The organism is Streptomyces sp. NPDC101237 (genome assembly GCF_044767465.1).
GTDB lineage: Bacteria > Actinomycetota > Actinomycetes > Streptomycetales > Streptomycetaceae > Streptomyces > Streptomyces gramineus.
Genome location: NZ_JBIWNY010000008.1, coordinates 150,006 through 170,651, shown reverse-complemented (window position 1 = coordinate 170,651; position 20,646 = coordinate 150,006). Strand labels below are relative to the sequence as shown.

The window sequence follows — 20,646 nt, the reverse complement described above, 5'->3', positions numbered from 1 at the left end:
GCGCCTAGAGCGACGAGCCGAGCTTCAGCAGCGCCGCCACGATCGGTCCGGCGGTGTCACCGCCGTGGCCGCCCGCCTGCACCACGCCCGCGCCCACCAGGTCGCCCTTGTAGGCCGTGAACCAGCCGTTCGGCTTCTTCTGCCCGTCGACCTCCGCCGAGCCCGTCTTGGCGCCGTAGTCCGGGCCGAGACCGGCCATCGCCTGGGCGGCCGTGCCGTACGCCGCCGTGTACTGCATGACCTCCTTCAGCTCGGACCGCGTCTTCGCGGACATCGTGCGCGAGGCCTTGGCGAGGGTCCTGTTGTCGACCGACGGAGCGACCAGGTAGGGCTGGTGGAAGGTGCCGGACTCGACCGTGGCCGCCACCGACGCCATGTTCAGCGGGTTCATCCGCACGCCGCCCTGCCCGATCAGCGAGGCGCCCATCTGCGCGCCGCTCTGCACCGGGACCGAGCCGTCGAAGGTCGGGACGCCGATCGCCCAGTTGTTCATGCCGAGGCCGTACACCTGCTGCGCCTCGGTCGTCAGGTCGCTGTTGGAGAGCTTGGGCGCGAAGTTGATGAAGGCGTTGTTGCAGGACGCCCCGAAGGCCATCTTGAACGTGCCCTTCTTGATCTCGGAGTCGTCGTCGTTGTGGAACGTCCACCCGGCCAGCTTGTACGTCTTGGGGCAGGGGTGGGAGGCGTCCGGGGTGATCAGCCCCTTCTCGAACAGCATCGTCGAGGTGACGATCTTCATCGTGGAGCCGGGGGCCAGCGATCCCTGGAAGGCCACGTTGAAGCCGTGGCTGGAGTTGGCCACCGCGTAGATCTCGCCGGTCGAGGGGCGCATCACGACGACCGAGGCGTTCTTCCGCGTGGTGACCTGCTTCTCCGCCGCCGCCTGGAGGGTCGGGCTGAGCGTCGTCTTCACGGTGCCCGGGGTGCCCTTGCTCAGTTCCAGGACGGTCTTGTCGGAGAGCTGCGCCTTCTGGGACGCCGTACCGCGCACCACCCGCAGTTCGACGCCGGCCTTGCCGCCGGCCTTCTTGCCGAACTTCTCCCGCAGCCCGTCCAGGACCGTGCCCAGCGACGGGTACTTGGCGGTGGTGATCTTGCCGCCGTCCCGGTCCAGGGCGGTGATGGGCGGGGTGCCGGACTCGCCGGTCGTCAGGGTGTCGCCGTCGGCGAGGTCCGGGTGCACGACAGCGGCGTGCCAGTTCACCACCGGCTTGCCGTCGCTGGTGCGCCGCACGACGCTGAACGCCGAGTCGTACGACAGCGGCTTGCTGACGCCCTTGTACGACACCGTCGCCTTCACCGAGAACGGGACCTTGGCGCCGGTGCGCGTGCCCTCGGTGAGCTTGACGCCGGTGATGTGGGCGTCCTTGGCGTAGCCGGTGAGCAGCCGGACGCAGGCCGCGGCGTCGTCGGTGACGGCGGCGGCCTGCGGGACCTTGCCCTGCTGCCAGGAGGTCAGGAAGGTCCGGGCCGTCGTCTGCACCTCGGTCGCCGACAGCGGGCCGGTCCTGACGGGCTTGACGGCGGCCTTCGACGCCGCGTCGGCCGCCCCGCCGCCGTACAGCGCGTAACCGCCGAGGCCGGCGCCGACGGCGACGGCGGCGATCACCCCGCCGATGACGGCGGGTCTCTTCTTGCGGCGGTCGGCGACGCGCCTTCTCTTGCCCACAGTTCAGTTCCTCCGCGCACTTCCCCAGGGTCCCCGCCGCCCCGTAGCCCTCACGCTCCCCAACGACTGCAACAGCCTAGAGTCCCGCCCTGGGCGAGTGATGTCAGCCACCGATCCGTAGCACGCTTGCGACAATGGGACCGGCCGCGTCGATGCCGTGACCGCCGTCCTGGGTCATGGCCGCGGCGGCGACGTCGTCGCGGTACCCGGCGAACCAGCTGTTCGACTTGGTCTGCCCGTCGACCTCCGCGGACCCCGTCTTGGCGCCGATGGTGCCGCGCAGCCCGCTCATCACCCCGGCCGCGGTGCCGCTGGTCGCGGTGCGGTTCATCATGGCGCGCAGCTGGCCGGAGGTGTTCGCCGACAGGCCCTTGGCGGTGGCCAGCGGACGGTCGTCCAGCTTCTGCGAGACGAGCACCGGCTGCCGGAACGTTCCGGTCAGCGCGGTCGCCGTCACCGACGCCATGTTCAGCGGGCTCATCTGCACCTGGCCCTGGCCGATGAGGTTGGCCGCGGTGTCCGGGCCGCCGGAGGCGGGGACGCGGCCGTCGAAGCTCGGGACGCCGACCTTCCAGTCGTTGCGCCCGAGTCCGAAGCGGTCCTCGGCCTCCTTGGTGAGCGAGTCGACCTGGACGGAGTCCGCGTACTTCACGAACGCCGTGTTGCAGGACCGCGCGAAGCTGTCCGCGAGGGTGGCGTGCTCGTCCGGCGCGAGTCCCTTGAGGTTGCTGAAGGTCTGGCTCTGCCAGACCGCGGTCGGCGGACAGGGCGCCGGGCCTGTCATCGAGGTGAGGCCGGTGTCGATGAGGGTGGCCGCGCTGATGATCTTCATGGTGGAGCCGGGGGCCAGCTCGCCGAGGAAGGCCGCGTTGAAGCCGTCCTCACGGTGGTTGGCGACCGCCAGGACCTCGCCGCTGCTGGGCTGCACGGCCACCACCGACGACTCGGCGTACTTCGTCACCGCGGTCTCGGCGGCGGCCTGCACGCGCGCGTCGAGCGTCGTGCGCAGCTTGCCCGCCCGGCCGGCCGCGAGGGTCAGCAGCGTGGTGTCGGCGGACTCCTGGGACGCGTGCTGGATCACCAGCTCCACGCCCGGGGTGCCGCCCGCCTTGTCGCCGTAGCGGCTGCGCAGTTCGTCCAGGATCGGGCCCAGCGACGGGTACTTGTCCTTGCTGAGGACCGTGCCGTTGCGGTCGACGGCCTCGATGGGCGCGCTCGCGGCCTCGCCGGTGGACAGGGTGTCGCCGCGCTTCAGCGCCGGGTGCACGACGGACGGGTCCCAGTCGACGAGCGCACGGTGGGTGGTCTCGCCCCGTACGACGGTCAGCCGGCTGCGGTAGGCGAGCGGCTTGGACTTCCCGTCGTAGGACACGGTCGCCCTCACGCTGTACGGCACGGTGGCGCCGGTCGGTCTGCCCGGGGTGATGCGCACGTCCTTGATGTGGGCGACGGCGCCGAAGGAGGTGAGCACGGGCTCGGCGTCGGCGGAGTCGTTGGTGTACGACGCCGCGGCCGCCGGCCGGTTCTTCTCCCAGGCCGCGAAGAACTTCCGCGTGGTGTCGCTGATCTCGTCCGCGGTGGGAGGCCCGGTCCGTACGGCCGGCCTGTCGCCGTCGTGCAGCGCCGACAGCACGTGGTAGGCGCCGTACCCGGCCCCGCCCAGCACCACGACGCACACACCGCTCGCTATGGCCGCCTTGGCCCCCTTGCGCATGGTGCGAATCGCCTCCCCGTGCACTTTTGCCGCATTTTGTGAACGCGTTCAAAAACTCTCTGTGGGCCGCACTGTAGGCGGTGGCGAGGGCCCGGTGTCAGGGGTTGACCGATTGTTGTCTGAACAGTGATCAGAGACGTGGCTCAAACCCAGGTGTCCAGCCACATCCGCGACCGCCACGAGTCGATGGGGATCGCCGTGCCTGTGTACAGGGGCCAGAAGTAGATGAAGTTCCAGGTGATCAGCAGGACGAGGATGCCGGCTCCCGACGCGCCCACCAGGCGGCGGGTGTCGCTGGAGCCCGGGGGGCCGATGATCGCGCCGATCATCATCGCCACCGCCAGGCACAGGAACGGCACGAAGACGACGGCGTAGAAGAGGAAGATCGTGCGCTCCTGGTACATGAACCAGGGCAGGTAGCCGGCCGCGATGCCGCAGGCGATGGCGCCCGCCCGCCAGTCGCGGCGGAACGCCCACCGCCACAGGACGTACAGGATCGCGAAGCAGGCCGCCCACCACAGCAGCGGCGTGCCGATCGCCAGCACCTCGCGCGCGCACTTCTCGCCGGCGCCCGAGGGACAGCCGTCCGCGCCGGGCGACGGCGACTCGTAGAAGTACGACACCGGACGGCCCAGCACCAGCCACGACCACGGGTTGGACATGTAGGTGTGCGGCGAGGACAGGCCGACGTGGAAGAGGTAGACCTCGTGCTCGTAGTGCCACAGGCTGCGCACCCAGTCCGGCAGGAACGTCCAGGCACCGCCCCTGCCGTCGGTGGCCGCCCAGTTGCGGAAGTAGCCGCCGCTGCCGTCGGTCGGGGAGAGGATCCAGCCGATCCAGGAGACCAGGTAGACGCCCACGGCGACCGCGCACATCGTCGCCCAGGAGACGAACGACTCGACCACGAACGGCAGCGACAGCCGCCGGTCGGCGCCCGCCACCTTCCGCGCGCCCATGTCCCACAGGACGGTCATCACGATGAACGCGGCCAGGATGTACAGGCCGTTCCACTTGGTGCCGATCGCCAGCCCCATCAGCACGGCCGCCGCCCAGCGCCAGGGCCGCCAGCCCAGCCAGGTGGTGTTCGCGACGTGCGCGTCCGGCCGGACCCGGCCGTCCGCGTCCACCGGGAGCGCGGCGGCGAGTCTCTCCCGCGCCCGGTCCCGGTCGACGAGCAGGCAGCCGAACGCCGCCAGCACGAAGAACATCAGCACGCCGTCCAGCAGCGAGGTGCGGCTCATCACGAAGTGCAGCCCGTCCACCGCCATCAGGCCGCCCGCCAGGCAGCCCAGGAACGTGGAGCGGAACAGCCGGCGCCCGATCCGGCACAGCAGCAGCACGCTCAGCGTGCCCAGCAGCGCCGTCATGAAGCGCCAGCCGAACGGGTCGAAGCCGAAGATCAGCTCACCGAGACCGATCACGTACTTGCCGACCGGCGGGTGCACGACGTACGCCGCGTCCGCCGGGACCGTGACGTGGCCGTTCGCCTGCAGGATCAGATCGTTGGCGTTCTTGTCCCAGTTGACCTCGAAACCGCGGTGGACGAGCGCCCACGCGTCCTTCGCGTAGTACGTCTCGTCGAATATCACCGCCTTCGGGCTGCCCAGGTTCCAGAACCGCAGCAGCCCCGCCATCAGCGTCACCAGGAACGGACCGCCCCAGCCGGACCACCGCGTGATCCGCTCGGCGAGCACCGGCGGCACGCCCAGGCCCAGCCACAGCCGGGGCGACGGCGCCGCGTACGGCGGGACCAGACGGTCGACGACGTCCACGGGCGCCCCTGCCGGGGCGCCGCTGCCGCCACCGGCGTGCGCCGGGCTCGTCTGGTAGCCGAATCTGCGCAGCCGCTGCTGCCACGTCGGCCGCTCGTCGAGCGCTGCCTGGCCCTGCCGGGTGTCCGTGGAGGACGCGGTACTGGTCACCGCGCCATCGTAGGGAACCGTTCTGTGTGAGTCCCGTGCAATGGGGCTCAGAGACGGGTTCCTTTGCGATCGGGCGGCCGAGGTTCCCGGGGGACGGCGCCGCCGGCCGCGGCTGCGAGGATGGAGGGGTGACTGGAACCCTTGTCCTCGCAGGCACCCCCATCGGCGACGTCGCGGACGCGCCGCCCCGGCTCACGGCCGAGCTGGCCGGCGCCGACGTGATCGCGGCCGAGGACACCCGGCGGCTGCGCTGGCTCACGCAGGCGCTGGGCGTGACGCCCAAGGGGCGCGTGGTGTCGTACTTCGAGGGCAACGAGGCGGCCCGTACGCCCGAGCTGGTCGAGGAACTCGTCGGCGGCGCGCGCGTGCTGCTCGTCACCGACGCCGGGATGCCCTCCGTCTCCGACCCCGGCTACCGGCTGGTCGCCGCGGCCGTCGAGAAGGAGATCCGGGTCACCGCCGTCCCCGGTCCGTCCGCCGTGCTCACCGCGCTCGCGCTGTCCGGGCTGCCCGTCGACCGGTTCTGCTTCGAGGGGTTCCTGCCGCGCAAGGCGGGCGAGCGCCGCTCCCGGCTCCAGGAGGTCGCCGAGGAGCGCCGCACCCTCGTCTACTTCGAGGCCCCGCACCGCCTCGACGACACCCTCGCCGCGATGGCCGAGGTCTTCGGCGCCGAACGCCGGGCCGCCGTCTGCCGCGAGCTGACCAAGACGTACGAGGAGGTACGGCGCGGTCCGCTCGCCGAACTCGCCGTGTGGGCGGCCGACGGGGTGCGCGGCGAGATCACCGTCGTCGTCGAGGGCGCGCCCGAGCGCGGGCCCGAGGAACTGGACGCGGCGGAACTGGTGCGCCGGGTCCGGGTGCGGGAGGAGGCGGGCGAGCGCCGCAAGGAGGCCATCGCGGCGGTCGCGGTGGCGGCGGGGATCCCCAAGCGGGTCGTCTTCGACGCGGTGGTGGCGGCGAAGAGCACGACGGGGGGATGAGGCCGCCCTCGCCGGCGCCGTCCCCGTTGCTCCTGTGTACTCGTGTGCCGGACGTCGGCAGCGGGGCGCGCCGCTCCCCGCGCCCCCGACCGGGTCCCCGGCGCCCCGGATTCGGCGAGGGGCGCACCCTGGCCCCTGAGCACGTCGCGCTTCTTCTGAGCATGCGCCCCTGACCTGCGGCGATGTGACCTCTGAGCGGGGCGCTTCTCCTCTGAGCGCGCGCCCCACGACGGGGTAAAGCAAGGGACGGAAACGCAAAGCCCAGCCCTGTCCGGCAGGGCCGATTTGGCAAGCAGACTCCAAATCGCCTCCAACAGTCGGCAGGTCCGTCGCATTCGCGCCGGTGAAGGCGTCCACTGGTCAGCAGGGACGTTCCCGTCCCTCGCCTCCATGGGATTCCGGGGGGATTCCCAGCAGCCGGAGGCGCTTGTCCAGCGGACAAGAGGAGCTGGCATGAGTGAGATCGCAGGGCAGACCGGCCTCCGCGGTGCGGCCACAGCCGTCGTCCACGAGTCGTATTCCTTCGCCTGCATGCGATGCGGGCACGGCTGGGAGCAGTCGTACGAGATAGAGCACCACACGGACGCGGAGAACCACGAGTTCGTCATGTATGTGGCGAACGGCCAGGTCGTCCCGTCTCCGCTGAGCCGGCCCTCGTGCCAGAACTGCGACGGCCACGTCCTGCGGATCATGCGCGCGGGGCAGGTCTCGTCGGTGCACAGCGCGTCCCGGCGCGCGGTGCCGAACGGCCGGACCGAGGAGGACGGGACCGGACCCGCGGCGGAGACCTCCGCACAGGTCAAGGCGTCCCACCCGTGGCACCTGTCCGATCTCCTGCACCCGTTCCAGCGCAAGGCGGGCTGAGCTGGTCGCGGTCCTGCATGGGCGTGCCCCTTTCGTAGGATCGGGGCATGCCTGCGAACGCCTCCGCGCACCTCTCCGCCGCGGCCGACAAGAACGCGGCGCCGCCGCTCCCGGAACCCCTCCGGGTGCCCGTCGCCGACTCCCACACCCACCTCGACATGCAGTCCGGCACGGTCGAGGAGGGCCTCGCGAAGGCCGCCTCGGTGGGCGTGACGGCGGTCGTCCAGGTCGGCTGCGACCTGGAGGGCTCCCGGTGGGCGGCCGAGACGGCGGCCGCCCACGCCCACGTCCACGCCACCGTGGCCCTGCACCCCAACGAGGCCCCGCGCATCGTCCTCGGGGACCCCGGCGGCGGGTCCCGGCAGGGCGCGCGGGTGCCCGGCGGGGACGCCGCGCTGGACGAGGCGCTCGCCGAGATCGACCGGCTGGCCGGCCTGGACCAGGTGAAGGGCGTCGGCGAGACCGGCCTCGACACCTTCCGTACCGGGCCGGACGGCAAGGCGGCCCAGGAGCGCTCCTTCCGCGCCCACATCGAGATCGCCAAGCGGCACGGCAAGACCCTCGTCATCCACGACCGCGACGCCCACGCCGACGTCCTGCGCATCCTCAAGGAGGAGGGCGCCCCCGAACGGACCGTGTTCCACTGCTACTCCGGGGACGCCGCGATGGCCGAGGTGTGCGCCCGCGAGGGCTACTACATGTCCTTCGCCGGCAACGTCACCTTCAAGAACGCCCAGAACCTCCGCGACGCACTGGCCGTCGCCCCGCTGGACCTGGTCCTCGTGGAGACCGACGCGCCCTTCCTGACCCCGGCGCCGTACCGCGGACGGCCCAACGCCCCGTATCTCATTCCGGTCACGGTCCGCGCGATGGCGGCCGTCCGGGGCATCGACGAGGATGCGCTGGCGACGGCCCTGGGCGCGAACACCGCCCGCGCCTTCGACTACTGAGCGTGCATCGATCATAACCGCCGCATAACGCCGACCCGGAGGGAACTCGGGCCCCGTCACCACCGTGCGTAGTCGCGCCGCTTTGGAGAGTGACCGCGGCTCCGCTAGGTTCTGGTGCCCGATCCGGACCCCTCTGGCCCGCGGGCCCCCTGGAGCGTGTCGGCGTGAGCACACCGCAGTACGAGACGTTTGAGGCGTACGACCCCCACGGTGCGTCGGGCATGCCCGACGCACCCGGCGTGCACGACGCCGTGACGCAGGGACACGGCGTGGCCGGCTACGGGGGTGACACGTACCGGCCGGCCTACGAACTGTCGGCACCGGCCGCTCCCGCGGGCCGCCAGGACGGGCCCGGCGGCCCGCGGCCGCCGCGGCACGGCGGGCACCCGCTCGACGACGAGGCGCCCGGCTCGCAGGCGCGCGCCGGATCCGGGCGGCGCGCCGCCCGCCGCCGGAAGACGCGGTACGGCCGCCCCGAGTCCGCCGTGCGCCGACTGCTGCCGCAGGCTCTGGTGGTCGCCTTCCTGGCCGGCGGCACCGCCGCGTTCCTCGCCAAGGACAAGGCGATCGAGCTGACCGTCGACGGCCGCCCGCGCGTCCTGCACACGTTCGCCGACGACGTGACCGAACTGCTCTCCGACGAGGGCGTACGGGTCGGAGCGCACGACGTGGTCGCGCCCGCCAGCGGCGCGGTCCTGGCCAGCGGCGACGAGGTCGCGGTGCGCTACGGCCGGCCCGTCCGCCTCACCCTGGACGGCCGGCCGCGCGAGGTGTGGACGACGGCACGCACCGTCGACGGGGCCCTCGCCCAGCTGGGCGTGCGGGCCGAGGGCGCGTACCTGTCGGCCACCCGATCCCAGAGCATCGGGCGCGCCGGCCTCGCGCTCGACGTCCGCACCGAACGCACCGTCACGATCCTGGCCGACGGCCGGACCCGCACCATCCGCACCAACGCGGCGACCGTCCGCGAGGCCGTCGCGGAGGCCGGCGTCACCCTGCACGGGCAGGACACCACCTCCGTGCCGCAGGCCGGTTTCCCGCGCGACGGGCAGACGGTGACCGTGCTGCGCGTCACCGCCAACCGGGAGGTGCGCGAGGAGACCGTCCCCTTCGACGTGCGGCGCAGACCCGACCCGACGGTGTTCCGGGGCACCGAGGTGGTCGAGCGGGCGGGCCGGCCCGGGCTGCGCCGGGTCACCTACTACCTGCGGACCGTCAACGGGGTTCGGCAGCGGCCCCGCCGCGAGCAGGCCGAGGTGGTCCGCGAGCCGCGCACCCAGCTGGTCAGGGTCGGCACCAAGCCGCACCCGGACTCCGTCAAGGGCGCCGACGGCCTGAACTGGGACGGCCTCGCCGCCTGCGAGTCCGGCGGCCGCCCGGCCGCGGTGGACCCCTCGGGGACCTACGGCGGGCTGTACCAGTTCGACACCCACACCTGGCACAGCCTCGGCGGCAGGGGACGCCCGCAGGACGCGCCCGCCGACGAGCAGACCTTCCGCGCGAAGAAGCTCTACACGAAACGCGGCTCCACGCCCTGGCCGCACTGCGGGGCGCGGCTGAACGGGTGACCGGCGGGAGGTCTCCCGGCGGCCCGTACCCTTGTCCCGTGAGCAGCAGCCCCCTCCCCGACGCCCTCCTCGGCGCGGCCGACATCCGTGAACTCGCGGCGGCGCTCGGTGTACGCCCCACCAAGCAGCGCGGCCAGAACTTCGTGATCGACGCCAACACGGTCCGCCGTATCGTCCGCACCGCCGGGGTCCGCCCGGACGACGTCGTCGTGGAGGTCGGGCCGGGACTCGGGTCCCTCACCCTCGCGCTCCTGGAGGCCGCCGACCGGGTGACCGCCGTCGAGATCGACGACGTCCTGGCGGGGGCGCTCCCCGCGACGATCGCCGCCCGCATGCCCACGCGCGCGGACCGGTTCGCGCTGGTCCACTCCGACGCGATGCACGTCGCCGAGCTGCCCGGGCCGCCGCCCACCGCGCTCGTCGCGAACCTCCCCTACAACGTCGCCGTGCCCGTGCTGCTCCACATGCTCGACACCTTCCCGAGCATCGAGCGGACGCTGGTGATGGTGCAGGCCGAGGTCGCCGACCGGCTCGCCGCCGCGCCCGGCTCCAAGGTGTACGGCGTGCCCTCCGTCAAGGCCAACTGGTACGCCGAGGTCAAGCGCGCCGGAGCCATCGGCCGCAACGTCTTCTGGCCCGCGCCGAACGTCGACAGCGGGCTCGTCTCCCTCGTCCGGCGCGCCGAGCCGGTGAAGACGACGGCGTCCAAGCGCGAGGTCTTCGCGGTCGTCGACGCCGCGTTCGCGCAGCGGCGCAAGACCCTGCGCGCCGCCCTGGCCGGCTGGGCCGGGTCGGCCGCGGCCGCCGAGGCGGCACTCGTCGCCGCCGGGGTCTCGCCGCAGGCGCGCGGGGAGTCGCTGACGGTGGAGGAGTTCGCGCGGATCGCAGAGGCCGCGTCCCTGACAGAGGAGTCCGGCAAGTGAGCGTCACGGTACGCGTCCCGGCCAAGGTCAACGTCCAGCTCGCGGTCGGCGCCGCCCGCCCCGACGGCTTCCACGACCTGGCCAACGTCTTCCTCGCCGTCGACCTGTACGACGAGGTCACGGTGGAGCCGGCCGAGGAGCTGAGCGTCACCTGCGCCGGCACCGACGCCGACCAGGTGCCGCTGGACCGCACCAACCTCGCCGCGCGCGCCGCGCTCGCCCTCGCCGGGCGCCGGGGCATCGAACCGGCCGTGCGCATCCACATCACCAAGGACATCCCGGTCGCCGGCGGCATGGCCGGGGGGAGCGCGGACGGGGCGGGCGCGCTGCTCGCCTGCAACGAGCTGTGGCAAGCGGGCGCCTCGCGCGCCGAACTGCTCGCGATCTGCGCGGAGCTGGGCAGCGACGTGCCCTTCAGCCTGGCCGGCGGTGCCGCACTCGGCACCGGGCGCGGCGAACGGCTCACCGCCCTGGAGGTCGGCGGCACCTTCCACTGGGTGTTCGCGATGGCCGGACGCGGACTGTCCACCCCGGCCGTCTTCCGCGAGTTCGACCGGCTCGCCGAGGGCCGCGCCGTCCCCGAGCCCGTCGCCTCCCGCGACCTCCTCGACGCGCTCGCCGCGGGAGACCCGGACGCGCTGGCCGCCGCCGTCTGCAACGACCTGCAGCCCGCCGCGCTCTCCCTCTTCCCGGACCTCGCGCGGACGCTCGACGCGGGCCGCACGGCCGGTGCCCTGGCGGCACTGGTCTCCGGCTCCGGGCCCACGACGGCGTTCCTGGTCCGCGACCCCGAGTCCGCGACCAAGGTCGCCGAGGCCCTCCGCACCTCAGGCACCTGCCGAACGGTCCGCACCGCGACCGCCCCGGCACCCGGCGCGAGGATCCTGCCGACACCGCTCGGCACCACCGCCCCCGCGGACGCCTGACCGGCCCGCTGCCCGGCCACGCGGTCGCTCGCGTCATCCGTGTGCCGCGCGCCCCGGCCCGCACCAGGTTCCCGCCGCCGGAGGCCGCACGGGTCCGGTCACGGGAACGGGGGACGCCCGCGCATGACCGCCCGACGCGCCGGACGGACGCGACGCGCCGGACGGACGCGACGCGCCGGACGGACGCGACGCGCCGGGCGGCCGCCACGGGTCGGACGGGCGGCATGGGTCGGACGGACGCCACGGGTCGGGCGGGCGGCATGGGCCGGACGGGCGGCACGCGCCGGGCGGGGGTACGGCCTCCGCGGGCGGCCGGCGGGCGGCTCGCGGCGGGAAGGCGGTCCGGCGCGCATTACGCTGGGAGGCTGACCGTCCCCGTGCGCAGGAGTGAAATGGCCGTCAACCTGGTCAATGTCGAGAACGTCAGCAAGGTCTACGGCACCCGTGCCCTGCTGGACGGCGTCTCGCTCGGCGTGTCGGAGGGCGACCGCATCGGCGTGGTGGGCCGCAACGGCGACGGCAAGACCACCCTCATCAGGATGCTCGCCAAGCTGGAGGAGGCCGACACCGGCCGCGTCACGCACTCCGGCGGACTGCGCCTCGGCGTCCTCACCCAGCACGACTCCCTCGACCCGGCGGCCACCGTCCGGCACGAGGTCATCGGCGACATGGCCGACCACGAGTGGGCCGGCAACGCGAAGGTCAGGGACGTCCTCACCGGCCTCTTCGGCGGACTGGACCTGCCCGGCTTCCCCAAGGGCCTGGACACCGTCATCGGACCGCTGTCCGGCGGTGAGCGGCGCCGGATCGCGCTCGCCAAGCTGCTCATCGAGGAGCAGGACCTGCTGGTCCTGGACGAGCCCACCAACCACCTCGACGTCGAGGGCATCTCCTGGCTCGCCCGCCACCTGAGCACGCGCCGTTCGGCGCTGGTCTGCGTCACCCACGACCGCTGGTTCCTCGACCAGGTCTGCACCCGCATGTGGGACGTGCAGCGCGGCGCCGTCTACGAGTACGAGGGCGGCTACTCGGACTACGTCTTCGCCCGCGCCGAGCGGGAGCGGATCGCCGCCACCGAGGAGACCAAGCGGCAGAACCTCGTCCGCAAGGAGCTGGCCTGGCTGCGCCGCGGCGCCCCGGCCCGTACCTCCAAGCCCCGCTTCCGGGTCGAGGCGGCCAACGAGCTGATCGCCGACGTGCCGCCGCCGCGTGACACCAGCGAGCTGATGAAGTTCGCCTCCTCGCGGCTCGGCAAGACCGTGTTCGACCTGGAGGACGTGACCGTCCAGGCCGGCCCCAAGGTGCTGCTCAAGCACGTCACCTGGCAGCTCGGCCCCGGCGACCGGATCGGCCTGGTCGGCGTCAACGGCGCCGGCAAGACCTCCTTGCTGCGGGCCATGGCCGAGGCCGCGCGCACCGAGGGCGAGGAGCAGCCCGCGGGCGGCCGGATCGCCGTCGGCAGGACCGTGAAGCTCGCCTACCTCTCCCAGGAGGTCGCCGAACTGAACCCGAACACCCGGGTCCTGGAGGCCGTCCAGCAGGTGCGCGAGCGCGTCGACCTCGGCAAGGGGCGCGAGATGACCGCCGGTCAGCTGTGCGAGACGTTCGGCTTCAGCAAGGAGAAGCAGTGGACGCCGGTCGGCGACCTCTCCGGTGGTGAGCGCCGCCGCCTCCAGCTGCTGCGCCTGCTCATGGACGAGCCGAACGTCCTCTTCCTCGACGAGCCCACCAACGACCTGGACATCGAGACCCTCACGCAGCTGGAGGACGTCCTCGACGGCTGGCCCGGCTCGATGGTCGTCATCTCCCACGACCGGTTCTTCGTGGAGCGCACCACGGACCGCGTCTTCGCCCTCCTCGGCGACGCCGCCCTGCGGATGCTGCCGCGCGGCATCGACGAGTACCTGGAGCGGAGGCAGCGCATGGAGGAGGCGGCCGCCGCCACCGTCGTGGCCCCGAAGGCCCCCACGGCCGAGCGGAGCGCCGCCGACCAGCGCGCCGCCAAGAAGGAGCTCCAGAAGATCGAGCGCCAGCTGGACCGGGTCTCCGAGAAGGAGACCAAGCTGCACGACCAGATCGCCGCGAACGCCACCGACTTCACCAAGGTCGCCGAACTCGACGCCCAGCTGCGCGACCTGAGCGGGGAACGCGAGGAACTGGAGATGCGCTGGCTGGAGTTGGCGGAGGACGCGTAGCCGGGGCCGTGCCTACGGCCCGAAACCGCCCTGCGGGTGTGGCGTGAAGGGGGCGTGAAGGCGCGTAACGGGCGCATCACAGGGCGGTTCTTCCTTGGGCACAGGGGCTGATGAGGGCCGGTCCGCTGTGGGTGCCGGGTGGTAGAAAGGTCGGTCGGAGAGCAGTCCGCGCACGGCCCGGAACCCGTCGAGAGCCCGGGGACGTGGCGGAAATCAGTAACGGGGGAAGATCGCTGATGACGCAGCCACCCAGTCAGCCGCCGGAGCGGGGCGGCTTCGGCGCCCCGCAGCAGCCGCCCGCGCAGGGTGGCTTCGGCGCGCCGCCACCTCCTGCCCAGCCGCCTCAGGCCGGTCCCGGCGGGCCGCAGCAGCCGGGACCGTACGCACAGCCCGGACCCTACGGGCAGCCCCAGCAGGCAGGCCCGTACGGGCAGCCGTCACCGGCGGGCCCCTACGGGCAGCCACCTCAGCCCGGTCCCTACGGGCAGCCGCCTCAGCCTGGTTCCTACGGGCATCCGCCGCAGCCGGGTTACGGCTATCCGCCGCAGTACCCGGGGACGCCGGGCGGCACTCCGCAGCCCGGTGGCGGTGGCGGGCCGTTCAGGGGAAAGCCCTGGGTGATCGTCGCCGCGGCGGTGGCGGGGCTGCTGGTCGTCGGCGGCACCGTGTACGCGGTGACCGGCGGCGGCGGTGGCGGCGGCGGTGAGAAGCCGGTCGCCCACCGGTCCGCCGACCCCAAGACCTCCGGCAGCGCCGACCCGGTCGACCCGGGTGACGGCAGCGGCGACGGCGGCGGGGACCGGGAGGACCTCAACGCGGGCCGCAAGCCCGGCGAGGCCAAGGTGCTCTGGTACAAGTCGGCGCCCGACGCGCCGGCCTCCGGAGCCGACGCACCCGGCATGTGGATCACCCGGAAGACCGCGGTGAAGGCGGCGTACAAACAGCTCTTCGGCTACCGGGTGGCCGACGGCGAACCGGCCTGGAGCCCGATCGCGTTCCCGCAGAAGATCTGCGCGGTCACCCCGGTCCAGTCCGCCGGCGGCAAGGTCGTCGTGGCGTCCATGAACGGCACCAGCGACCGGGCCAAGTGCAACCAGCTGCAGGAGGTCGACCTCGACACGGGCCGCAAGGGCTGGACCGCGACCGTCGCCGACGGCGGCCTGTTCGACAGCGCGCTCAGCGTCGAGCTGACGGTCAGCGGGAAGACGCTGATGGTGGGCCGCTCCCAGTCGGGCACGGCGTACGACCTGGCCAGCGGCCACAAGCTGTACGACAAGAAGGAGTACGGCGCGTCCTGCTTCCCGTCGGGTTTCGCGGGCGGTACGAACCGGCTGGTCGAGGTGGCCTCCTGCGGAGCCGGCGGCGGCAACCAGCACGACGAGATATCGGAGCTGGACCCGGCCACCGGCAAGGTCAGGTGGACCCGGCCGGTCAAGAAGGGCTGGTCGGTCCAGCGGGCGTACTCCGTCGACCCGCTCGTGGTCTACATGACCAACGAGGACAAGAAGGCCTGGAACATCTCGACCCTGGACGCCAAGGGCGCCTTCCGCTCCGAGGTGAAGGTCGACGAGAAGTTCGCACCGCAGTGCGGCTGGGCGCTCCTCGCCCGTGACCTCCAGGGCTGCCAGGGGGTAGCCGTCGACGCGAACACCCTCTACCTGCCGACGGACACGAACAGCGGCGCCAACGAGATCGTCGCCATCAGCCTCACCGACGGCAAGGCGAAATGGCGGGTGAAGTCCCCGACGGACGAGTCGATGTACCCGGTCGGGACCGAGGGCGGCCGGCTCGTCGCCTACGTGCGGCCGTCGTACGACTCGGGCGGCCAGGTCGTGTCGGTCCCGACGACCGGTTCCGCGCACACCACCACCAGGCTGCTGCAGAACCCGCAGCACACCGCCGGCATCGAGAACGGCTTCTACGACGGCGCGGTCGCCTGGGTCGACGGGCGCTTCTACCTCTCCTCCACGCGGCTGACCGGCAGCGACGACGCCAAGGAGAAGCTGATGATGGCCTTCGGCCACTGAGCGGACCCGCCGCGCCCCGTCCCCTTCCCCGTCCGCTCCCGAGCCTTCCCCCGAGGTACCCGTCATGACCCAGCCGCCTCCGCCGCCGCCCAACCAGCCCCCGCGGCAGCCCGGTTCCGGTGCTCCCGCCGACCCGCCGAAGCCGTCCGTGCCCCCGGCCCCGCAGCCCGGCTACGGCTACCCGCAGCAGCCCCCGGCCCCGCAGCCTGGCTACGGCTACCCGCAGCAGCCCCCGGCCCCGCAGCCCGGCTACGGCCATCCCGGCCCGCCCGCGAACCCGTACGCCCAGCAGCCGCCCGCATACGCCAACCCCTATGCCCAGCAGCCCGGTTACGGCTACCCGGGCGGCGCCCCCACGGTGCCCACCCCGGCCACCGCTCCCGGCCGGAACAACGCCTCGCTGTACATCATCGTCGCCGCGGTCGTGGCGATCGCGCTGATCGTCGGCGGCGGCATCTGGTACTCCAAGTCCTCGGGAGGCGGCGGCGGGAAGCACGACACCGCCGGCGCCGACACGGGAGGCACCGGCGGCACCAAGGGCTCCGACGGCGGCGCGGGCGGCGGCGGAGGCAGCGAGAAGGTCCCCTCGGACCCGGCCGCCAAGGTCCTCTTCCAGGTCCCGATGCCCGCGGCGGACGACACCACGGTCACCTCCGGTTCCTGGCTGACCGGCAAGGTGTACGCGAAGACCGGTGTGGCCCGGATCGTCGGCTACGATCCCGCCTCGGGCGCCAAGCTGTGGACCGTCCCGCTGCCCGGCCCGGTCTGCTACGCCACCGGGCACGTCGGCGCGGACGGCAGGACGGCCGTCGTCTTCCAGCCGAAGATGCCGCCGAAGGGCTCCTCGGCGGGCTGCACCCAGGTCGCCGCGATCGACCTGAACGCCGGTAGGAAGCTATGGACGCAGACCATCAAGTCCGGTGACGTACCGATCAACTTCAACAACGTGACGGTCGCTCGGCAGACGGTCGCGGTCGGCGGCACCAGCGGGGGCGCCGCCTTCGACCTGGCGTCCGGCAAGGTCCGCTGGCAGCCGAAGCCGACCGACACCTGCTACGACGCCGGGTACGGCGGCGGCGCGAAACTGGTCGCGGTCCGCAAGTGCGGCACCGGCGACACCGCCCAGCTGCACATCCAGACCATCGACCCGGTCTCCGGCAAGGTGGCCTCCGAGTACGAGATGAGCTCCGGCATCCCCTACGCCAGCGTCGTGTCGACCGACCCGCTGGTGGTCGCCGCCGACGTCAACGACAGCGCGGGCGACGGCAGCGGCTTCTCCGACGTCTTCTCCATCGACAACACGACCGGCAAGCTGCGCACCCGTATCTCCACGCCCGGCAGCTCCTACGCGGCCCGCTGCGACGGCATCTACCAGGTGGAGAAGTGCCAGGGCGTGGTCGTCGGCAACGACCGGCTCTACCTGCCGACCGAGGAGCACGACGGCGGCGGCGGGCAGTTCTCGAAGACCAACGAGATCGTCGCCTTCGACCTGGCCACCGGCAAGCAGACCGGCCAGCGCGCCGACGCCGGCGACAACTACACGATCACGCCGCTGCGCATGGACGGTCCGAACGTGATCGCGTACAAGAACCCGCCGTACAACAAGGGCGCTCAGATCGTCAGCATCGACGGCGGTTCGTTCAAGGAGACCAAGCTGCTGGAGAACCCGGCGACCGCGCAGGTCAAGACCCTGGAGACCGCGATGGCACCGGCGTACGCCGAGGTCCTCTACGCCCGGGGACGCCTGTACCTGTCCGCGGTGTACGCCCACGCCGTCGGCTCGTCGACGTCGTCCAAGGAGTACCTGGTCGCCGCGTTCGGCACGGACGGCTGACGGCGCGCTTCCGCCGCGAATACCAGAAAAGCCAGAGATTCCTCATATCCGGGGCACTTCTCATCAGTAGGGGCAGCGCGACGTCGAACAAGCGTGTAGCTTCCGGGGGCATGAAGGACGAGGTGCCGGGGGGCCCTCTGTCCATGCGGACCAGTGGGCATCCATAGTGGGGCATCCATTGGGGGGAGTGGGGGGTTGCTCTATGGGAGTGCGGCTCATGGTGGTCGACGACCACCGGCTGCTCGCGGAGGCGCTGGCCTCGGCACTGAAACTGCGCGGCCACCGGGTGCTCGCCGCGGCGGCTCCGGCGGCGGGCGCGGCGGAACTGGTCATCACGCGCGCGCCCGAGGTGTGCCTGCTGGGTACGGCGACCCCGGCCGAGCCGGGCATGTTCGACCCGGTGGTGAAGATCAAGCGGGAGCGGCCGCAGGTCGCCGTCCTGGTCCTGGGCCCGGTGCCGTCGCCGCGGGGCATCGCGGCGGCCTTCGCGGCGGGCGCGTCCGGGTACGTGCGGCACGACGAGCGGATAGAGGGCGTCGAGCGAGCGATCATGAAGGCGCGCGCCGGTGAGGCCGCCGTGGCCCCGGCGCTGCTCCAGGGGGCCTTCGGTGACCTGCTCAACCCCGTGGCCCAGCCCGACGACGAGGGTCAGCGCCTGCTCCAGATGCTCACCCCGAGGGAGGTCGAGGTCCTGGTCCGGGTCGCCGACGGCGAGGACACCCGCCTGATCGCCGCGGGGATGGGCATCGCCCCGAGCACCGCGCGGACGCACGTGCAGCGGGTGCTGATGAAGCTGGGCGTGGGGTCCCGTCTGGAGGCGGCGGCACTGGCCGCCCGGACGGGTCTGCTGGACAGGGCGGGATCCGTCGGCAGCGGCGGCGAGATCCGCTAGCCGCCGCGAGGCCCCAACGGGCTGCGGCCGCCGCCGCGGGGGGTGGGCACGGCCCACGCGCCCCGCGGGCGACGGGCCCGCTACTCCTCGGTGCCCTCCACCGGAGGTGCCGGCGGGGTGGGCCGCAGCCACAGCCACACCAGGAACACCGCTCCCAGCAGCAGCATCCCGATCCCGGTCCACAGGTTGATGTTGATCCCCTGGGCCTTGTCGATCTCGGCCTGCGAGTCCGTGATCCCGGTGATCGTGACGATGATCCCGTACAGCACGAACAGGCCGCCGATGATCCGCCGCAGGTCGAAGATGCGTGCGGCGGTCGTGGACCTGCTCTCCAGGTCGGTGACTTCCCGCTGGATGTCGTCGGTCATGGTCTCTCCAGTCTCCCGCGGCCGGGGTCAGAACGAGAACGGGATGTAGCAGAGGGCGGCGAGGACCACCGCGCCCCAGCCGAGCAGCGCGGGGCGCCGGTACCAGGCCTCGTCGCCGGGCGCGGGCGGCTCGGCCGCGCCGGGGGAGCGGGTGCCGTAGACCAGGCCCGCGAGTTCCGCCTCGGGCTTGGGCGCGGTGAACAGGGACACGAGCACCATCACCACCGCACCGGCGACGAAGCCGGCGATCGCGGAGACGAAGTTGGCGCCCTGGTCGGAGGGGATGCCGATGATGTCCTTCTTGTAGAGGACGAAGTAGTTGACCATCGCGGTCACCGTGCCCGCGAGCAGTCCCCAGAAGCCGGACTTCGCCGAGGCCCGCTTCCAGAACATGCCGACGATGAAGACGACGAACATCGGCACGTTGAAGAAGGAGAACAGCGTCTGCAGGTAGCTCATGATGTTCGAGAACGACGACGCGAGGAACGCCGTGCCGATGGACGCGCAGACGCCGATCGCGGTGATGAGGCGTCCGAAGCGCACGTAGTAGGCGTCCTCGCGGTCCTTCACCACGTACTTCGCCCAGATGTCCGTCGTGAAGACGGTGTTGAAGGACGACACGTTGGCCGCCATGCCGGCCATGAAGGCCGCGAGCAGACCGGTGACCGCGATGCCGAGCACGCCGTTGGGCAGCAGCTGGGACATCAGGTAGGGGATCGCGTCGTTGTACTGGAGGTCCGAGCCGGAGGTGCCGATCTTCGGTACCAGCGCGGCGGCGACCAGGCCCGGGATCATCACCAGGAAGACGATGAAGATCTTCGGGTACGCGGCGATCAGCGGGGTGCGCTGGGCGGCGGAGAGGTTCTTCGCCGACAGGGCGCGCTGGACCTCGGCGAAGTTGGTCGTCCAGTAGCCGAAGGAGAGGACGAAGCCGAGGCCGAGGACGATGGTCAGCCAGTTCGCGCCGAGCGGGTTGACGCTGCCGATGCCGGTGCCGCCCCAGGCGGAGGTGAAGTGGTGGCCGTGGGTGGCGTCGAGCTTGTGGACCAGGCCGTCCCAGCCGCCGACCTTCTTCAGGCCGAGCACGGACAGCGGGATGAGGGCGGCCAGGATCACGAAGAACTGGAGCACCTCGTTGTAGATGGCCGAGGAGAGACCGCCGAGGGTGATGTACGCCAGCACGAACGCGCCGGCCACCACGATCGCCACCCACTGCGGCCAGCCCAGCAGCGCCTCGACGACGATCGCGAGGGCGTACAGGTTGACGCCCGCGATGAGGATGGCGGCGAAGGCGAACAGGATCGAACTCAGCAGGTGTGCGCCTCTGTCGAAGCGCAGCAGCAGCATCTCGGGGACCGAGCGGACCTTGCTCCCGTAGTAGAAGGGCATCATCACCAGGCCGAGGAAGACCATGGCCGGAATGGCGCCGATCCAGTACCAGTGCACGGTGTACGCGCCGTACTGCGCGCTGTTGGCGGCCATGCCGAGGATCTCGGTGGCGGCCAGGTTCGCCGAGATGAACGCGAGCCCGGTGATCCACGCGGGCAGCGAGCGCCCGGAGAGGAAGAAGTCGAGGCTCGTCTTCACCGACCGGCGGGCCGCGAAGCCGATGCCGAGGACGACCACGAAGTAGATCGCGAGGATCGCGTAGTCGAGGCCGTTGGTGGGGAGCCGCAGTTCCTCGGCGAGGTAGGTGGGGGATACGGGAGCACTGGTGGGGTTTTGCATCCAAGAATTCAACACTTTTGTTGTCTCACCTTGATTGATTGCGATGTTGACTCACCTGGTGAGTTGTGTTTTGGTGTGTTCGGTTC

General features: G+C 72.1%; 15 protein-coding genes. 10 read left to right on the top strand and 5 right to left on the bottom strand.

Annotated features, from left to right (window positions below):
• Positions 1–4: 4 nt before the first annotated feature.
• From ACIRQ9_RS15245 to ACIRQ9_RS15235, 3 genes are all read right to left on the bottom strand, one after another.
• Positions 5–1,669 (bottom strand): penicillin-binding transpeptidase domain-containing protein, encoded by a 1,665-nt coding sequence (locus ACIRQ9_RS15245; RefSeq protein WP_404172143.1) that lies wholly within the window; start codon positions 1,667–1,669, stop codon positions 5–7.
• Positions 1,670–1,772: 103 nt separating this feature from the next.
• Positions 1,773–3,383 (bottom strand): penicillin-binding transpeptidase domain-containing protein, encoded by a 1,611-nt coding sequence (locus tag ACIRQ9_RS15240; RefSeq protein WP_404172141.1) that lies wholly within the window; start codon positions 3,381–3,383, stop codon positions 1,773–1,775.
• A gap of 143 nt (positions 3,384–3,526) precedes the next feature.
• Complete coding sequence (locus tag ACIRQ9_RS15235; RefSeq protein WP_404172138.1) at positions 3,527–5,305, bottom strand: dolichyl-phosphate-mannose--protein mannosyltransferase; 1,779 nt, start codon at positions 5,303–5,305, stop codon at positions 3,527–3,529.
• 128 nt (positions 5,306–5,433) lie between these two features.
• Here ACIRQ9_RS15235 and rsmI point away from each other — a divergent pair, with 128 nt between their 5' ends.
• The 10 genes from rsmI to ACIRQ9_RS15185 all read left to right on the top strand — a co-directional run bounded on the left by rsmI (position 5,434) and on the right by ACIRQ9_RS15185 (position 18,464).
• The gene (gene rsmI / locus ACIRQ9_RS15230) at positions 5,434–6,285 is read left to right on the top strand and encodes a 16S rRNA (cytidine(1402)-2'-O)-methyltransferase (RefSeq protein ID WP_404172135.1); all 852 of its coding nucleotides are present in this window, start codon (positions 5,434–5,436) and stop codon (positions 6,283–6,285) included.
• Positions 6,286–6,738: 453 nt separating this feature from the next.
• Positions 6,739–7,149 carry a hypothetical protein gene (locus ACIRQ9_RS15225; RefSeq protein ID WP_404172133.1) on the top strand — a complete coding sequence of 137 codons (411 nt, stop codon included), beginning with the start codon at positions 6,739–6,741 and terminating at the stop codon, positions 7,147–7,149.
• Positions 7,150–7,196: 47 nt separating this feature from the next.
• Positions 7,197–8,099, top strand: a complete 903-nt coding sequence (locus ACIRQ9_RS15220) for a TatD family hydrolase (protein ID WP_404172130.1) — start codon at positions 7,197–7,199, stop codon at positions 8,097–8,099.
• Between the two features lie 221 nt (positions 8,100–8,320).
• Positions 8,321–9,667 (top strand): ubiquitin-like domain-containing protein, encoded by a 1,347-nt coding sequence (locus tag ACIRQ9_RS15215; RefSeq protein ID WP_404172127.1) that lies wholly within the window; start codon positions 8,321–8,323, stop codon positions 9,665–9,667.
• A 38-nt stretch (positions 9,668–9,705) separates the two neighbouring features.
• Positions 9,706–10,590 carry a 16S rRNA (adenine(1518)-N(6)/adenine(1519)-N(6))-dimethyltransferase RsmA gene (gene rsmA / locus ACIRQ9_RS15210; RefSeq protein WP_404172124.1) on the top strand — a complete coding sequence of 295 codons (885 nt, stop codon included), beginning with the start codon at positions 9,706–9,708 and terminating at the stop codon, positions 10,588–10,590.
• Entirely contained in the window at positions 10,587–11,516 is a 930-nt protein-coding gene (locus tag ACIRQ9_RS15205; RefSeq protein ID WP_404172121.1) for a 4-(cytidine 5'-diphospho)-2-C-methyl-D-erythritol kinase, read from the top strand. The genes rsmA and ACIRQ9_RS15205 overlap by 4 nt, the downstream gene beginning before the upstream one ends.
• Positions 11,517–11,908: 392 nt before the next feature.
• Positions 11,909–13,711, top strand: coding sequence for an ABC-F family ATP-binding cassette domain-containing protein (locus tag ACIRQ9_RS15200; protein WP_404172118.1), 1,803 nt, complete (start codon positions 11,909–11,911; stop codon positions 13,709–13,711).
• A gap of 236 nt (positions 13,712–13,947) precedes the next feature.
• Complete coding sequence (locus tag ACIRQ9_RS15195; RefSeq protein WP_404172115.1) at positions 13,948–15,738, top strand: PQQ-binding-like beta-propeller repeat protein; 1,791 nt, start codon at positions 13,948–13,950, stop codon at positions 15,736–15,738.
• Between the two features lie 64 nt (positions 15,739–15,802).
• On the top strand, positions 15,803–17,572 hold the full coding sequence (locus ACIRQ9_RS15190; protein ID WP_404172112.1) for a PQQ-binding-like beta-propeller repeat protein: 1,770 nt from the start codon (positions 15,803–15,805) through the stop codon (positions 17,570–17,572).
• A 202-nt stretch (positions 17,573–17,774) separates the two neighbouring features.
• Positions 17,775–18,464 (top strand): LuxR C-terminal-related transcriptional regulator, encoded by a 690-nt coding sequence (locus ACIRQ9_RS15185; protein WP_404172109.1) that lies wholly within the window; start codon positions 17,775–17,777, stop codon positions 18,462–18,464.
• 80 nt (positions 18,465–18,544) lie between these two features.
• Here ACIRQ9_RS15185 and ACIRQ9_RS15180 read toward each other — a convergent pair whose 3' ends face one another.
• Together ACIRQ9_RS15180 and ACIRQ9_RS15175 are read right to left on the bottom strand one after the other, a co-directional pair.
• Complete coding sequence (locus ACIRQ9_RS15180) at positions 18,545–18,832, bottom strand: hypothetical protein (protein ID WP_404172106.1); 288 nt, start codon at positions 18,830–18,832, stop codon at positions 18,545–18,547.
• 27 nt (positions 18,833–18,859) lie between these two features.
• On the bottom strand, positions 18,860–20,560 hold the full coding sequence (locus ACIRQ9_RS15175) for a sodium:solute symporter family protein (protein ID WP_404172103.1): 1,701 nt from the start codon (positions 20,558–20,560) through the stop codon (positions 18,860–18,862).
• Positions 20,561–20,646: the final 86 nt, after the last annotated feature.

Coding starts and splice junctions, on each gene's coding strand:
- ACIRQ9_RS15185 (WP_404172109.1), top strand. CDS start 17,775: ATGGGAGTGCGGCTCATGGTGGTCGACGACCACCGGCTGCTCGCGGAG.
- ACIRQ9_RS15195 (WP_404172115.1), top strand. CDS start 13,948: ATGACGCAGCCACCCAGTCAGCCGCCGGAGCGGGGCGGCTTCGGCGCC.
- ACIRQ9_RS15220 (WP_404172130.1), top strand. CDS start 7,197: ATGCCTGCGAACGCCTCCGCGCACCTCTCCGCCGCGGCCGACAAGAAC.
- ACIRQ9_RS15215 (WP_404172127.1), top strand. CDS start 8,321: ATGCCCGACGCACCCGGCGTGCACGACGCCGTGACGCAGGGACACGGC.
- ACIRQ9_RS15190 (WP_404172112.1), top strand. CDS start 15,803: ATGACCCAGCCGCCTCCGCCGCCGCCCAACCAGCCCCCGCGGCAGCCC.
- ACIRQ9_RS15180 (WP_404172106.1), bottom strand. CDS start 18,832: ATGACCGACGACATCCAGCGGGAAGTCACCGACCTGGAGAGCAGGTCC.
- ACIRQ9_RS15175 (WP_404172103.1), bottom strand. CDS start 20,560: ATGCAAAACCCCACCAGTGCTCCCGTATCCCCCACCTACCTCGCCGAG.
- ACIRQ9_RS15240 (WP_404172141.1), bottom strand. CDS start 3,383: ATGCGCAAGGGGGCCAAGGCGGCCATAGCGAGCGGTGTGTGCGTCGTG.
- ACIRQ9_RS15200 (WP_404172118.1), top strand. CDS start 11,909: ATGGCCGTCAACCTGGTCAATGTCGAGAACGTCAGCAAGGTCTACGGC.
- ACIRQ9_RS15225 (WP_404172133.1), top strand. CDS start 6,739: ATGAGTGAGATCGCAGGGCAGACCGGCCTCCGCGGTGCGGCCACAGCC.